At 42.2% G+C, this 17529-nt stretch carries 5 protein-coding genes and 1 pseudogene; 3 read left to right on the forward strand and 3 right to left on the reverse strand.

Annotated features, from left to right (window positions below):
- Window positions 1–181: 181 nt before the first annotated feature.
- Window positions 182–2289 (forward strand): annotated as a pseudogene (locus HWQ58_RS23865) (ATP-binding protein); the annotation flags it as partial.
- Window positions 2290–2363: 74 nt separating this feature from the next.
- Entirely contained in the window at window positions 2364–7757 is a 5394-nt protein-coding gene (locus HWQ58_RS23870) for an ATP-binding sensor histidine kinase (RefSeq protein WP_292868055.1), read from the forward strand.
- A gap of 79 nt (window positions 7758–7836) precedes the next feature.
- On the opposite strand, the gene HWQ58_RS23875 is transcribed toward HWQ58_RS23870, so the two are convergent.
- Genes HWQ58_RS23875 through HWQ58_RS23885 form a run of 3 tightly spaced genes read right to left on the reverse strand, consistent with a single transcriptional unit; the run spans window position 7837 to window position 12583 of the window.
- A complete protein-coding gene (locus tag HWQ58_RS23875) occupies window positions 7837–10413 on the reverse strand; it encodes a polynucleotide kinase-phosphatase (protein WP_292868058.1) in 2577 nt (858 codons plus the stop codon).
- Window positions 10413–11204 carry a HEAT repeat domain-containing protein gene (locus tag HWQ58_RS23880; RefSeq protein ID WP_292868061.1) on the reverse strand — a complete coding sequence of 264 codons (792 nt, stop codon included), beginning with the start codon at window positions 11202–11204 and terminating at the stop codon, window positions 10413–10415. The genes HWQ58_RS23875 and HWQ58_RS23880 overlap by 1 nt, the downstream gene beginning before the upstream one ends.
- Window positions 11201–12583 (reverse strand): 3' terminal RNA ribose 2'-O-methyltransferase Hen1, encoded by a 1383-nt coding sequence (locus HWQ58_RS23885; RefSeq protein WP_292868064.1) that lies wholly within the window; start codon window positions 12581–12583, stop codon window positions 11201–11203. The genes HWQ58_RS23880 and HWQ58_RS23885 overlap by 4 nt, the downstream gene beginning before the upstream one ends.
- Window positions 12584–12773: 190 nt before the next feature.
- Between HWQ58_RS23885 and HWQ58_RS23890 the strand changes: the two genes are divergently transcribed.
- Window positions 12774–17516: an AAA family ATPase gene (locus HWQ58_RS23890; RefSeq protein WP_292868067.1), complete on the forward strand. Its 4743-nt coding sequence runs from the start codon at window positions 12774–12776 to the stop codon at window positions 17514–17516.
- Window positions 17517–17529 lie beyond the last annotated feature (13 nt).

Genomic DNA, 17529 nt, shown 5'->3' on the forward strand with positions numbered 1-17529 from the left:
ATAATTATCTGTCTCGCCCATCTCTGCTTCCTAAATATTAGACCTGAATCCTTACGAGAAAGAAATGGCTGTGCGTCATCAACTGGTGCATCAAACTCATCAAGAAATACCCGCTTATTCTCATGCCATTTGTTATCAAGCGGTGCTTAATCTGATCTCAGATGCCACAAGTCCCGATCGTCTAATGGGGCAACAGTATGATGAGACTGTCATGCTACCGATTCATGTGAGAAATCAGGATCTATACACACTTTGCCATCTATACACCAACAAACTGATGCTGAGTGTCCTATTTCAGGACTACCAAAAGGCAACGGAGGAGGCACAAAAAGCAGAAGAACTTTTGGATAGTGCTGTGGGGATGCCACTTGTGCCTTTAGTGAACTTCTACCAGTCCTTGGCGCAGCTTGCAAACTACGCTGATACCTCGCAAGCTGAACAATCAGTCATTCTGCAAAAAGTAGCTGTCAATCAAGATCGGCTGGAACAGTGGGCAAGTCAAGCTCCAGCCAATTATTTGCATAAATTTCATTTGATCGAAACACAACGGCAACACATTTTGGGCAACAAGGCTGAGGCGATCGACTTGTACAATCGCGCCATCTCCTTCGCAAAAGCCAACGAATATATTCAAGAAGAAGCCCTTGCCAACGAACTCGCCGCCAAATTCTACCTCGACTGGGGTAAAGCAGCGCATTGCTGGGGACTACCTGATTGAAGCCTACTATGGCTATGCTCGCTGGGGTGCGAAAGCCAAAGTTGCTGAATTAGAAAGACGCTATCCCCAACTGCTGGCTTCTATCCTCCAACAAACTCGCACTGTCCTCTCAGTTAACGAAACCGTTTTTGCTACGGGAACAGTGACTTCTACCAGTTCTTCCAAGAGCAGCGTCTGTGATTCCCTCGATTTAGCCGCTATTCTCAAAGCCTCTCAAACTATCTCAGGCGAAATCGAACTTGAAAAACTGGTTTCATCGTTGCTTTCGATCGTCATCAAAAATGCGGGGGCTAATAAATGCGTGTTAATGCTCGGCTCGTGCGAGACGAACGCTTGCTGATCAAAGGGTCAATTACTGAGGATTCGCAGCCAGTTGTGTTGCAGCGCCTTCCGATTGAAGACAGCCAGGACATTCCTCTCAAACTGATTTACAAAGTCTTGCACAACAGGCAGACTGCTGTGCTGCTTGATGCAATGGCTGATCCGACCTTAGCCAATGACCCGTATATTATTCATCAGCAGCCGAAGAGTATCTTGTGCAGCCCGATTTTACATCAAGGTAAATTGCTGGGTGTGTTGTACTTAGAAAACAATCTTGTTACTGGAGCATTTACCCATGATCGCGTGGAACTGCTGAATTTACTCTGCGCTCAAGCGGCGATTTCTCTAGAAAATGCCCGACTTTATGAGCGATCGCTAGAAGATGCTCAACAGCTAGAAGCAGCTTTACAAGAACTTCAGGGTGCTCAATTACAAATTGTGCAAAGTGAAAAGATGTCTGCATTGGGTAACTTAGTCGCAGGGGTGGTTCACGAAATGAATAATCCTTTGGGTTTTATTGCTGCTAGTCTAAAACTTGCTAAACCTACGTTTACCGATCTTATTGAACACTTGAAACTATATGAACAAAAGTTTCCTACTCCCAGAGATGAAATTACAGACCATGCCCAAGAAATCGACCTGGATTATAGTTTATCAGACTTGCCCAAGATGATTGATTCCATGTCTATGGCGTGCGATCGCCTGAAAAACATCAGCACCAGTTTAAGAACTTTCTCCCGTGCCGATAAAGATTACAAAGTGCCATTTAACATTCACGATGGCATTGATAGCACAATTTTAATTTTGAAGCATCGCCTCAAAGCGAATGAACAACGTCCATTAATTGAAGTTGCCACCAACTACGGTAATTTACTCAAGTAGAATGTTTCCCCGGTCAATTAAATCAGGTATTTATGAATCTTCTAGCTAATGCTATTGATGCATTAGAAAAATCTAATCAGGGGTGCAGTTTTGAGGAAATTAAAGCCAATTATAACTCTATTACAATTACAACTTCGCTAGAAAATAATCTAGTTAAAATTGCCATTGCTGATAATGGACAGGGAATGAGGGAACAAGTCAAATCAAAGATTTTTGACCATTTATTTACTACGAAAGCTGTCGGTAAAGGCACAGGATTAGGGTTAGCGATCGCTCGTCAAATTGTTGAAGAAACCCACGGCGGAAAATTGAGTTTTAACTCTGTTTTAGGTGAAGGTACAGAATTTATCATTGAAATTCCAGTATAAGTTTTAGCTCTTTTTGTTAAACAACTTCAGATATCTGGGAATACTAAATCTCGAAGTCTCAAGGATTTAGCAGCATGATTAGCACTTTTGTCAGTATTCCCGGATATCGCATCAGCGAGGAACTCTACAATGGTTCCAGAACTATAGTTTATCGAGGGGAGCGAGAAACCGACTCATTACCAGTAGTGATTAAACTGCTGAAAAATTCATATCCGGGTTTCAGCGAACTCTTGTCGTTTCGCAATCAGTACACCATTGCTAAAAATCTCAACTCACCGCTAATCATCCAAACCTACAGCCTGGAGGCGTATCAAAATGGCTATGCATTGGTAATGGAAGATTTTGGGGGGATTTCTCTAAAAGAGTGGGAAGTGGGGGAAAGTGTAGAATCTCTGATGGAATTTTTAGAAATAGCGATCGCACTGTGCAATGCCTTAGATATATTGTACCAGAATTGCACTATTCATAAAGACATCAAACCCGCGAATATTTTAATTAATATCGAGACAAAACAAGTTAAATTAATTGATTTTAGTATTGCATCTCTACTGCCACGAGAAACTCAAGAAATCCAAAATGCCAACACCTTAGAAGGAACTCTGTTCTATCTTTCACCAGAGCAAACTGGAAGGATGAACCGGGGTATTGACTACCGGAGTGACTTCTACTCATTAGGTGTCACATTTTACGAACTACTTACAGGACAATTACCATTTATCTCCGACGATCCAATGGAATTGGTGCATTGTCATCTTGCCAAAACTCCTATTTTAGTACATCAGATAATTCCTAAAATACCGTTAATTTTATCGGAAATCATCAGCAAATTAATGGCGAAAAATGCCGAGGATCGTTACCAGAGTGCATTAGGAATTAGGCATGATTTAGAGATTTGTCTTCATCAATTAAAAGCCACTGGAAACATTGAATATTTTACAATAGGAGAGCGAGATATTAGCGATCGCTTTACCATCCCAGAAAAATTATATGGTCGAGAAAAAGAAGTCAAGGAACTACTAGAAGCATTTGATAGAGTATCCACAGGAAACAGCGAAATGGTATTGGTCGCTGGGTTTTCTGGCATCGGTAAAACTGTGGTAGTTAATGAAGTTCATAAACCTATAGTCAAACAACGGGGATATTTTATCAAAGGGAAATTTGACCAGTTTAATCGCAACATTCCTTTTTCAGCATTTGTCCAAGCATTCCGAGATTTAATGGGACAATTGATTGCAGAAAGTGATGTCCAAATCCAGCAATGGAAAAGTCAAATTATTCAAGCGTTAGGTGAAAACGGACAGGTAATTATTGATGTAATTCCCGAATTAGAACGGATTATTGGTACTCAACCACCTGCAACAGAATTATCTGGTACTGCTGCACAAAATAGATTTAACTTATTATTCCAAAAATTCCTGCAATTATTTACTCAAAAGTCACATCCATTAGTGATATTTTTGGATGATTTACAATGGGCTGATTCCGCTTCATTGAAACTTATTCAATTATTAATGAGTGATGCGGAGCAAGGATATTTATTATTAATCGGGGCATATCGTGATAATGAAGTATCACCTGCACATCCTTTGATATTGACATTGGATGCAATTAGTAAAGCAGCAGCAATTATAAATACGATTACCTTACAACCTCTTAGTCAATTAAAATTGAATCAAATGGTAGCTGATACGTTAAAATGTAACGAAAATTCGGCATTTTTCCTATCAGAACTGATTCATCGCAAAACTCAAGGTAATCCTTTTTTTGCAACGCAGCTTCTCAAGTCATTGCATCAAGATAAACTGATTGAATTCGACTTTTCCGAGGGATGCTGGCAATGTGATATTTCCCAAATCAATCAGCAAACACTCACCTCAGATGTGATTGAGTTTATGGTCTTTCAATTACGAAGATTACCAGAATCTACTCAACAGGTATTAAAGCTGGCGGCTTGTATTGGGAATCAGTTTGATTTGCAAACATTAGCGATTGTTTGCCAATTATCTGAGGTAGAAGCGGCTGCTTGTTTGTGGAAGGCTTTACAGTCAGATTTGATTTTGCCTCAAAGTGATGTTTATAAGTTTTATCAAGATAGTGACGAAGAAACTCAAATTATAATTAGCGATCGCTTCATAGCTAAGTATAAATTTCTGCATGATCGCGTTCAACAGGCTGCTTATTCTTTGATTCTTGACGACCAAAAACAAGCGACTCATTATCAAATCGGGCAACTGCTGCTGCAACAAATTTCCCCAGAAGCAAGAGTTGACCGGATTTTTGAAATAGTCAATCAATTAAATTACGGAACTGCTTTAATTACCCAACCCAAAGAACGAGAAGAATTAGCAAGACTCAATCTGATTGCTTGTCGCAAAGCCAAAAATGCCACCGCCTATCAAGCGGGTCGTGAATATGCCAGCACTGGATTATCCTTGTTGGGGGAAAACGCTTGGCAGCAACAATATGAAATGACGCTATCCTTCCATGACGAGGGGGCAGAATTGGCAATGCTGTGCGGTGACTTTGAGGCGATCGAGCAGGCGATCGAAACTGTCATCGCTCAGTCCCACTCTTTACTGGAACAGGTCAATGTTTACCGGATAAAAATTCAAGTCAAGGCCTCTGAGAATAAACTGATTGAAGCGATTGCGATCGGCATCCAGATTCTACAACAGTTGGGTGTCACCTTGACCGAATCACCCACACCAGCCGATATTCAACAGTCAATCCAAGAGATTAGCGAACTGATTGGCGACAGGGAAATTGAAGACTTTGTTCACCTGCCGATGATGACCGATGCCAACACAATTGCTATTGTCCAGATTGCCACCAGCCTCCTGCCAGCAGTTTCCAGCTCTGGCTCTCCCTTGTTTCCATTACTGACTGCCTTGTCAGTCAAACTGTCTTTGCAGCACGGAAACATCGCGTTTTCTGCTTTTAATTATGCTTGCTATAGCTGCTTTGTCTGTAATCTCTTGCAAGATGTGGATTTAGCCGTCCAGTTTAGTCAGTTGGCGTTGAATGTCGTCTCCAAGCTGAATGCTAAATCGATTAAACCTGAAGTATCAGTAGCGCTGGGAGCGATCATCATCCACCGCAAAGCTCACCTCAAAGAAACATTACCACTCTTGAGGGAGAGCTACACGACCGCTTTAGAAGTTGGAAACTTGACATTCGGCGGATATAGTGGACATACTTTCTGTCTAAATGCTTTTTGGTGCGGTCAGCCCCTTGCCACCTTAGAGCAGGAGACGCGCACCTACTACAATGGCTTGGTGCAACTGAAGCAATTATCAAGCGCCAATTACTGCCAACTTTATTGGCAACCTGTTTTAAATTTACTGGGTTTGGCAGAGCATCCCACCACTTTGTCTGGTTTAGCTCTCCAGGAGACAGAATTTCTACCCCGGTTGCGGTCTGCTAATGACCTATTTGGGTTGTATCACTTCTATGTGTATAAGCTGACCCTTTGCTTCTTGTTTGGGGAAGTGGAGCCAGCGAACAATTATGCAGTTGAGGGCAGAAACTATTTAATGGCGGCTACGGGACAAGTCAGCAACTCTGCATTTTATTTCTATGATTCTCTGATTGCTCTGGCACTGTTGAATCAACCGTCAGGTAAGGTATCAACAGTATTAGATCGGGTGGCACAAAACCAAACCCAGTTACAGCACTGGGCGCACCATGCCCCGATGAATTACCAACATAAGGTTGATTTAGTAGAAGCGGAAAAATGTCGAGTGTTAGGACAAAAAGCCGAAGCCATTGAGTTTTATGATAAGGCAATATCTGGAGCCAAAGCCAACGAATATATCCAAGAAGAAGCCTTAGCTAACGAACTGGCTGCTAAATTCTACCTCGATTGGGGTAAAGAAAAAGTTGCCTCCAGCTATATGCAAGAAGCTTACTATTGCTACGCCCGTTGGGGAGCCAAAGCCAAGGTGAATCACCTAGAAAAAACCTATCCTCAACTACTGCAACTAATCCTGCAACAGCAACTCATCAACCTCAACCCAAGAGAAACCCTCGCCTTTCGTGCAACTTCCTCATCCACTCGCACTTCGACCACAGGTAGCACCAGTATTTCCGATGCCCTAGATTTTACAAGCGTACTCAAAGCTGCTCAAACTATTTCTAGCAGCATCGAATTAGATGAACTAATCGCCAGTCTCACCCAAATTATCCTCGAAAATTCCGGTGCCAAAAAATCTGCATTAATTCTTCCCGAAAATGACATTTGGGAAGTTAAAGCAATTACCTTTATTAATAATCCGAACGCTCAAATACAAACCATCCTTGAGCCACAATTACTAGACACTTGTCAAGATATCCCCAGAAAAATTATTAACTATGTCAAGAATACCCAAGAAACCATTGTCATAGATAATTGCCAAACCGAAATCAGGGGGGTGATTGGGGAATATATGCACTCCTCACAACCCCAGAGTGTATTGTGTACACCAATTATGAATCAAGGGCATTTAGTGGGGATTTTATATCTGGAAAATCAAATCACTTCTGGAGTATTTACCCAGGAACGATTACAAGTAATTAACTTACTTTCTTCCCAAGCAGCAATCTCTCTAGAAAATGCCAGACTTTATCAAAAAGCCGGGCAAGCATTACTTGATTTACAACAGGCACAATTACAAATTGTCCAAAGTGAAAAAATGTCAGCTTTGGGTAATTTAGTTGCTGGTGTAGCTCATGAAATGAATAATCCTCTCGGTTTTATTGCTGCTACTCTAAAACTTGCTCAACCTACCGTCGCAGATATTAGCGAACACCTGAAGCTCTATCAAGAAACTCTACCAAATCCAGGCGAGGAAATCATTGACCACGCCGAAGAAATTGACCTAGACTATAGCTTATCAGACTTGCCCAAAATGATTGATTCCATGACAATGGCGTGCGACAGGCTCAAAAATATCAGCACCAGTCTCCGCACTTTCTCCCGCGCTGACAAAGATTACAAAGTACCATTTAACATCCATGAAGGCATTGATAGCACGATTTTAATTCTCAAACATCGTCTTAAAGCTAACGAACAACGTCCAGCCATTGAAGTGATAACTGAGTATGGCAATTTGCCTCAGCTTGAATGTTTCCCTGGTCAATTAAATCAGGTATTTATGAATATTCTGGCAAATGCTATTGATGCTTTAGATGAATCAAATACGGGACGAAGTTTTGACGAAATTAAAGCCAATACCAACCGAATTACAATTACAACTTCAAAAGAAAATAATCAGATCAAAATTGCCATTGCTGATAATGGTCAGGGGATGAATGAATCAGTCAAACAAAAGATTTTTGACCATTTATTTACTACGAAAGCTGTTGGTAAAGGCACAGGATTAGGGTTAGCGATCGCTCGTCAAATTGTCGAAGAAACTCACGGCGGAAAATTGAGTTGTAACTCAGTTATAGGTAAAGGTACAGAATTTATCATTGCAATTCCAGTATAGTTTTTGGCTTTTTTTGGTTGGGAGGCGACACAAGCCTTTGGGCTTTTCTTAGTACCATTTGACTCTAAACCTTCAAAATTTAAAGTCTTGGATCGACAGGTTCGCTTTCCAATGCCAGAATACCGAAAACACATTCATGCACGCGGCGCAGAGGGGTATGGGCGACAAATCGCTCTAATGCTTCAACACCCAAGGCAAACTCACGCATAGCCAGAGAACGCTTATGAGATAAGCCACGTTGGCGCAGACGTTGCAGATTCTCTGGGGTTGAATATTCAGGGCCATAGATAATCCGCAGATATTCTTGTCCGCGACATTTCACCGCAGGTTGGACAATGCTGCGACTACCTCGAACGATAAAGTCCATTGGCTTGACAACCATACCTTCACCCCCGATTTTGGTAAGTTTTTCCCACCAATAAACCCCCTCTGCTTGACTGCTGGGGTAAGTCAAATCTATCACTTTATAGGCAGTAGCTAGGAGCAGGGCAGGGTCTTTTTGGCAGATTTTGGCAATTTGCTCTATATGCCAGCGATGGTCTTTATCGATATGAACCGCTCCTTCTGTTGCCAGGATGTGAAAAGGGGCTAACCTTAATCCAGAAATATCGGTGACAGACCAGCAGTATTGGCGGTAGGCACTGACGTATTGATCTGCCATATCTGCACGTTGTTGGTAATGACTGAGTTGAGTGCTGATATCTACACCGCGATCGCTTGCTTGTTGTAAACAGGTAACAGCATCATTAAGGGCAAGGCGTGATGCCACGCCAACAGGTGCATACTGTTCTCGTAGCAGCCCCTGTGCTTTGGCTGACCACGGCATCAATTCACAGTCTAAACATACCCAGTCGGTTTGAAATTCTGACCAAAACCCGCTCTGGGAGAGGGCAAGATTCACCCGCGCCAAAAATTCTGTCTCTAATGCTGAATCATCGAAAAACCTCCGTCCCGTGCGCGTATAGCAGATGCCGATGCCCTCATTTATTACACCAAATCGTTTCTCGGCAGCTGCTAAATCTCGGCAAATAATCACAACCGCCCGCGAACCCATGTGTTTTTCTTCACATACTACTTGTGTAACTCCCACATTTTGGTAGTAGGCAAAAGCTTCGGCTGGATGTTCCAAAAATCCCGGCAATAGGGATGTTCCTACAGGGGACATCGTGGGGGGTAAATAAATCAGCCATTTGGGATTGGTGGCAAAACGGCTCATCACTTCTAAAGCAGCAATCGCATTTTCTTCCCGAATGGTAATGTTGGATTGAAGTCGGGTGTTAACGATCCGCTTACCCACAATGTCCTCAATGTACAAGACATCATCCAATTCTTGTTGGGATGTGCGTGTTGCGGTGTTTTGTACCAAAGGTTTTACAGGTTCGCAGTAGACGCGGGTAGCAGGAATGCTCACCAGTTCCTTTTCTGGATAGCGGAGGGCAGTAAGTTTGCCGCCAAAGACGCAGCCTGTATCTATATCAATAGTGTTATTCAGCCATTCGGCTTCTGGCACAGGGGTATGTCCGTAGACCACCATTGCTTCACCGCGATACTCTCCTGCCCAGTTGTAGCGCACGGGTAAGCCAAATTCATCAATCTCGCCAGTGCTTTCGCCATAAAGAGCAAACTCGCGCACAGCACCAGACCCTCGTCCTTGCATTTCCTGTTTCATCCCAGCGTGAGCCACCACTAACCGCCCATCGTCTAAGAGGTAATGACTGATTAAGGAATCGAGAAACTTTTGCAGTTCTTTAGTGAAAGGTTCGCGCACCTCATCGGGTAAAGCCTCAATCTCAGTCAAAGTTTGCTCTAACCCATGATTAACCCGGACATTTTTACCGCGTAGTTTCCGCAATAGTTTGTTTTCATGATTACCAGGAACACAAAAAGCCGTACCTGCGGCAACCATGTTTCGTACTAGCTTGACTGTATCCAGGATACGCGGCCCTCTGTCCACTAAATCACCAAGAAACACAGCCCTGCGTCCTTCAGGATGGTGGTAGGTTGGGTAGTCCCAAGAAGGAGCAGGGGAAGATGAGGAGATTTGATAGCCTAACTGTTGAAGTAATATTTCGAGTTCATCACAACAGCCGTGAATATCACCAATGATATCAAAGGGGCCGTGTTCGTGTTTCAGGTTGTTCCACAAAGGTTGGCGTTCGATTTCAATGGATTCAATTGCTTCTAAAGAGTTGAGAGTGTAGACATAGCGAAAGCCTTCCTTTTCTAAACCCCGCAGAGAACGCCGTAACATTTGACTATGACGACGCACTACATGGGGGCCAAATTGGCGATCGCTACGGAGTTGATTACGTTCGTGGCATAATTCTTCTGGGAGGTCAAGGACGATGGCGATCGCAAAGCAGTGATACTGCCGTGCCATTTGCAGTAGGGGTTTGCGGTCTTCCATCTGCACGTTGGTAGCATCAATTACTGTTAGTTTACCTGCTGCTAGCCGCTTGTCAGCAATGAAGCGTAGCACTTCAAAGGCATCTTTAGTCGCAGATTGGCTATTTTCCTCATTTGACACCAACCCCCGACAAAAGTCGGAAGACAGCACCTCAAAAGGTTGAAAGTGCTTATGAGCAAAAGTCGATTTACCGGAACCAGAAGCACCGATGAGGACAATTAAGGATAGTTCAGGAATAGTCAGCTTCATTAAGTTTGCTCCTGGCAATTATTTATAGCCCTTTCTAGCAAGTGATTATTTTTAGTCCACCACTGTTTTAATTGCATCAAAGCTGGATAAAGTCTTGAATCGGCGAATTCTTCTGCTGCTTCAACGGCAAGTACACCAACATAGTCAGACAATAATTCTTCTATCAATCTAGTTAATATTCGTGAGTCTTTTCTTTTGGCTAAACCAACTAATGCTTCTCCATAAATTTCATAGTTTTCATCTGTATTTTCATTAATAAAACGCTGATAAAGTGCTTCTCGAATAGCTGTTGTATCAGTTTCAATTTGCGAACCTAATCCAAAAGTTGCCCAATTTCGCACCTCATAATCTTGATCTGAAGATAATTTAATGAGAGTGCTGATTGCTAATTCATCTTCATATTCCAGAAGACCAAAGACAACTCCATAACGCACAGATGGGCTGGGGTGGCTTTTCAGTCGAATTAATGGGGCGATCGCTCTCGGATCGTGCAGATGTCCTAGTGCAATTCCAATTGAGTTGAGGACATCAGTATTTTGCTCACATTCCAGCAATCTGATTAAAATCGTTAAAGACTGATCAGGAAAAGTCCGATGGGGTATTCCAAGCTGACCTAATATATCAGCGCCTAATTGTCTTTCGCGTGGGTTTTGACTGTTGCATAATTTTGACGCAGCTGCAAAAACTTCCTGATTGCCGCGAAAGTGCAAAATTCCAACTACATCGTCATTTTCTGACTTGAGAGCCAGTTCTATCAGTTCTTGGGTAGACCGAGGGTCATGCCAGTTCATCTTCTAAACACCCCCATCTGTGTGGGTGAACCGACTTCTGAATCTTCCGTCCCTATAGATTGAAATTCCACAGTGTAGCCAAAGCTTTCTGCTACTTGATTTGCCCAATTTTGAAACTGCGATCGCGTCCATTCAAAGCGATGGTCTTGATGTCGCAGTTTTCCCACCGGGAGGTTTTCAAATTTGATATTGTATTCAATATTGGGCGTTGTTACCACCACCGTTTTGGGTTGGGCAAACTCGAACAAAACCCGCTCAAATGCTCCCAGTCGCGGCAAATCAAGATGCTCAATCACCTCAATCACCGTCGCCGCATCATAGCCACTAAAGCGTTTATCTTGGTAAGTGAGTGCGCCTTGAATCAGTTGTACGCGTTCCCACTGGTTGCGCGGCAGGCGCAGACGGTCTAATCTTTCTTGGGCAACTTCTAGCGCCCTGTAGGAAACATCAACACCTGTAATCTGTTCAAAAAAGCCGTCTTTGAGAAGTGTTTTCAGCAAATTGCCTTGACCGCAACCTAAATCAATCACTCGCCTTGCATTGCTTTGTTTTAGAGCTGCAATCACCGCATCCAAGCGCTGCTGATTCAGACTAATCGGCTTTTCTACCGCCGCTTCTTCTTTGGCATGACTTTCTTCAACGCTATCGAGATCGGTATTGTCTTCTTCTACTAGTTGAGTTAAGGCTAGACGAGTTAAACGTTGCTGTCGTTTCAGGTAACGTCTGGTAATTTGTTCTCGCGCTGGATGGGTAGTTAACCAACCTTCACCATGCCGTAGTAACTTTTCGATTTCTTCATCGCCTACCCAGTAATGCTTATCGTCATCCAACACCGGAATTAGGACGTAGAGATGACTTAACAAATCACTCAAAGGTAAAGTGTGCTGAAGTTCGACGGTAAAGTATTTGCTCTGTCCCCAATCGGGGAATTTCTCATCTAAAGTATGACCTGCGGCACTGACATTATAGCCCAACGGCTCAAACAATTGCCGCAGAAACTCTTCACCACCGCGACAAGGTAAAACCGACAGTTTTGCTACCAAAGGAATAGGAGTTTGCGCTAATTCTGGTAAGTCTTTGCAGCGACCTCCTAAAGCCGTGCTAAACACCTGAGCGATCGCTACACTCAAAAACGAAGAAGCAACATAAGGGCGATCGCTGACATATTGTTCTAGCCTTGCACCGCGTCCCCGCACCAACTTTACAGGATCGACATCCAACAACAACGCCGCCGTACATCGCTCTATACTAGCTTCTGGGTAGAAGATGTGCGCCTTTCCAAAACTAAGGGCAAAAGACTGACAACGGTCTGGGTGTTTATGCAGCAGGTAGCCTAACTCCGTTGCTGGGAAGTGTGTCGTTGTGATTGTCAGCAGCATTTATTCACTTGTACAAAGGTTTAGAGCAAGGAAATAATTAATGAATATCAAGGATAACTCGGATTTCTCACTTATGAGAAATCTGGGCTTAGTACCAATAACCAATGACCAAATTTTTTGCTTTTGTTTATAAACAACTTCACTATATATCTGGGAACACTATATCTGGAAGTCTTAAAGATTTAGCAGTATGGTTAGTTCGAGAGTCAATATTCCCGGATATAAAGTAAGCGAAGAACTCTACAACGGTTCTAGAACTGTAGTTTATCGAGGGTATCGAGAGACTGACTCATTACCTGTAGTAATTAAACTGCTGAAAAACTCTTATCCGAGTTTCAGCGAATTGGTGCAGTTTCGTAATCAGTACACCATTGCCAAAAATCTTAACTCACCTCTAATTATCCAAACCTACAGCCTCCAAGCCTACCAAAATGGCTATGCGTTGGTGATGGAAGACTTTGGCGGGATTTCTTTGAAGGAATGGGGAGTGAGGGGAAACCTGGAATCTTTGATGGAGTTTTTACAGATAGCGATCGCACTGTGCAATACCTTAGACATATTGTATCGCGATCGGATTATTCATAAAGATATCAAACCCGCCAATATTCTCATTAATCCCGAAACCAAACAAGTTAAATTAATTGACTTTAGTATTGCATCCCTATTACCACGGGAAACTCAAACACTGATGAATCCCAATGTCTTGGAAGGGACACTTGGTTATATTTCTCCAGAACAAACAGGAAGAATGAATCGCGGGATTGACTACCGTACTGACTTTTATTCTTTAGGTGTTACTTTCTACGAGTTACTTACGGGAGAGTTACCGTTTCAATCAAACGATCCAATGGAGTTGGTACATTGTCATCTAGCAAAACTTCCACTATCCCTTCGGGAAGTTAAAAGTCAAAAGTTAAAAGGAGCCAGTGCGTTGGGGAGCCAGCGCGATCTTGGGGGTTTCCCCCATGAGCGACTGGCGTCCGGTGCCGACTTGAAGCAACTGGCGTTTAAAAGTGAAGAAATTCCGCAAGTGTTGTCAGATATTGTCATGAAATTGATGGCAAAAAATGCTGAAGACCGCTATCAAAGTGCATTAGGGCTGAAATTTGATTTAGAAAATTGTTTATCTCAACTCCAAGAAACTGGTGAAATTAAGCGTTTCCCAATTGCCCAACGGGATATGTGCGATCGCTTTATTATCCCTGATAAACTCTATGGACGAGAAACAGAAGTAGAAACTCTACTACAAGCATTTGAGCGCGTTAGTACAGGTGCGACAGAAATGATGCTGGTAGCTGGTTTTTCGGGTATTGGTAAAACCGTTGTAGTTAACGAAGTTCATAAACCAATCGTCAAAAAACGCGGTTATTTTATCAAAGGGAAATATGACCAATTTCAACGAAATATTCCCTTTTCGGCATTTGTGCAAGCCTTTCGGGATTTAATGGGGCAATTATTAACAGAAGGCGATGCTCAAATTCAGCAATTTAAAACCAATATTTTAGCGGCTGTAGGTGATAATGGACAGGTAATTATTGAAGTCATCCCCGAATTAGAAAGAATTATTGGCCAACAACCACCTGCTACAGAATTATCAGGAACTGCCGCCCAAAATCGGTTTAATTTATTATTTCAGAAATTTACCCAAGTCTTTACCAGTGAAAAACATCCATTAGTGATGTTTTTAGATGATTTGCAGTGGGCAGATTCAGCATCATTGATGTTAATACAGTTATTAATGGCTGATACGAAACATCTTTTCTTAATTGGTGCTTATCGTGATAACGAAGTCAACCCAGCACATCCATTAATGTTGACTCTGAACGATATTCAAAAAACAGCAGCCACAATTAATACGATTACTTTAGCGCCTCTGAGTCAATGGCAAGTGAATCAATTAGTTGCTGACACACTTAAATGTACAAAAGATTCGGCATTACCTGTTTCTCAATTGGTATTTCAAAAAACTCAAGGTAATCCGTTTTTTACTATACAGTTTCTTAAGGCATTACACCAAGATGGATTAATTGAATTTAACTTAGAGTCAGGGTATTGGCAATCTGATCTCATCACCAAAAAAAATCAGCAAGCGGTTACAGATGATGTTGTTAAGTTCATGGTACTGCAATTACGAAGACTACCTCAATCAACTCAAAATGTGTTGCAGTTAGCCGCTTGCATTGGTAATCAATTTGATTTAGCAACTTTGGCGATCGTTTCGGAATCATCAGAAATTGAAACGGCTACTAGTTTATGGAAAGCTTTACAAGAAGGGTTAATTTTACCAATTAGTGATGTTTATAAATTTTATCAAGATTCGTCATTAGTCAATAGTCATATCCTGCAAGAAGGCGAAGCGCCTATGTCATTAGAAAAGAACGAACGAATCACAAAGGACATAGACGCACTAGCGGCTGACCGCAAGGTAGGACAAAGGACAGCTTATTATAAATTTTTACATGACAGAGTGCAACAAGCTGCCTATTCTCTAATTCCTGATAACCAAAAACAAGCAACTCATCTCAAAATTGGTCAATTACTTCTGCAAAATTCCTCTCAAATAGAACAAGAAGAAAAACTGTTTGATATTGCCCTGCATTTGAATTTAGGAATTGAGTTAATTGCCCAATCACACGAGCGAGAAGCCTTAGCTAGACTTAACTTAGCAGCAGGAAATAAAGCTAAAAATTCTACTGCTTATGCTGCGGCTAGAGCCTATTTACAAACTGGGATTAAGTTACTCACAGTCAACTGCTGGCAAGATCAATATGAATTGACCTTGAGTTTCTATGTTGCTGCCACCGAAGCCGCCTACTTAAATGCTGACTTTGAAGGCATGGAACAGATAGCGTTACAGGTGTTGCAATCAGCCCAGACGATTTTAGACAAAGTTAAAATTTACGAAATTCAAATTGCTGCTCAGACTGCCCAAAGCAGACTATTAGAAGCGATCGCAGTCGGCAGAGATGCTTTAAAACAATTGGGGGTTGAGCTACCTATTGAGCCAAACAATGCTGAGACTGGTAAAGCTTTACAAGTCCTTGCTAGTCAACTCGCAGGCAAACGAATTGAGGAACTAGCTGACCTGCCAGTGATGACCGATCCCCAAGCACAGGCAGCCATGCAACTATTAGGAATGTTGTTTGCACCCGTTTTCCAGGGAATGCCGGGTTTATTACCGCTTATTAGCTCCACAATGGTCAGCCTATCGCTTCAGTTTGGGAATACGCCCGCCTCCAGTGTAGGGTATGGGCTTCACGGAATGGTGCTGTGTGCCTTTTTGGGAGAGGTTGAAGCAGGCTACAGTTTTGGGCAATTGGCATTGAATTTGCTAGATCGATTCAATGTGCGGGAATTCAAATCCACAATTTCCATGTTGTTTGGTGGCTTTATTCAGCATCAGCAAGAAGCACTCTTAGCAACAATACCGTTGCTGAAAGCTGGTTTTACCTCTGGTATGGAAACTGGCGATTTTTTACACGCTGGCTATAACGTATGTTGTTACAGCTATGCGGTCTTTTGGAGTGGCTGTGAACTTAGCAATTTGGAATTAGATATAGCAAGTTATAACACTGCCTTAACTCAGGCGAAGCAACATTCTGCCCAGACTTATGTAAGTATTATGCGGCAGGCGGCACAGAATTTCAGGGAAACCCGAATTCAGCCAGATTGTTTGAGCGGCAGTATCTACGATGAAACGGTGATGATTCCCAAGCATCGTCAGGCGAATGAACTCACGGTAATGGCAGAGTTGTATATCTACAAACTGTTGCTTGCCTATTCTTTCGGTGATTACAAAGCTGCGATCGCTTACATTGACGAAGGTAAGGAGTATTTACTTGCAGTATCAGGATTGATTTTTATTCCGATTTCCCATTTCTATGCAGCCCTGACGTACCTAGCCCTATTTTCCACCCAGTCAGAAATTGAACTTTCTGTAATTCTCGCCCAGGTAGAAATTCATCAAACCACTCTGCACCAATGGGCACAAAATGCTCCCACAAATCATCTGCATAAATGGCATTTAGTTGAGGCTGAGAAACAACGAGTTTTGGGCAATAAAGCAGAAGCACTTGAAAATTACGATCGCGCCATAACTCTAGCTAAAGCCAATGGCTACATCCAAGAAGAAGCACTTAGCAATGAACTAGTAGCCAAATTTTATCTCAATTGGGATAAAGAAAGAGTTGCCCAAGTATATATGCAAGAAGCATACTACTGCTACGCTCGTTGGGGCGCAAAAGCCAAAATAGAAAACCTAGAAAAACGCTATCCCCAACTACTCCAATCCATTCTGCAACAGCAACGAATTAACCTCAACCCCTTAGAAACTATTAGCTTTCGTAGCACTTCCTCATCTACTCGCACTTCTACCACTGGCAGCACTAGTATTTCCGATGCACTAGATTTTACCTCTGTCCTCAAAGCCGCTCAAGCTATCTCCAGTACTCTAGAATTAGATCAACTCATTGTCAGCTTAAGCCACATTATTCTAGAAAACTCTGGTGCGAAGAAAGTTGTACTAATTCTTCCCCAAGATGATACTTGGCAAGTTAGGGCAATTACCTTTATCAATCATGGAGCAAATTCCGAGATTAATATCCAAACTATTCTTGAATCACAATCAATCGACAATTGTCAAGATATTCCTGTAAAAATTATTCATTACGTTAAAAATACTCAACAAACAGTTGTTATAGACAATTGCAAAACAGATACTATTGGGTTGATTGGGGAATATATGCGCCGAATACAACCCCAAAGTGTATTATGTACCCCGATTATTAATCAAGGGCATTTAGTGGGGATTCTTTACCTAGAAAATAAACTGACGCAAGGGGTATTTACTAGCGATCGCCTTTCTATTATAAATTTCCTCTGCACTCAAGCTGCGATTTCTTTGGAAAATGCCCAATTATATAATCATCTCTAGGAGCGAGGAAAGT

Source organism: Nostoc sp. LPT (genome assembly GCF_017115165.1).
GTDB lineage: Bacteria > Cyanobacteriota > Cyanobacteriia > Cyanobacteriales > Nostocaceae > Nostoc.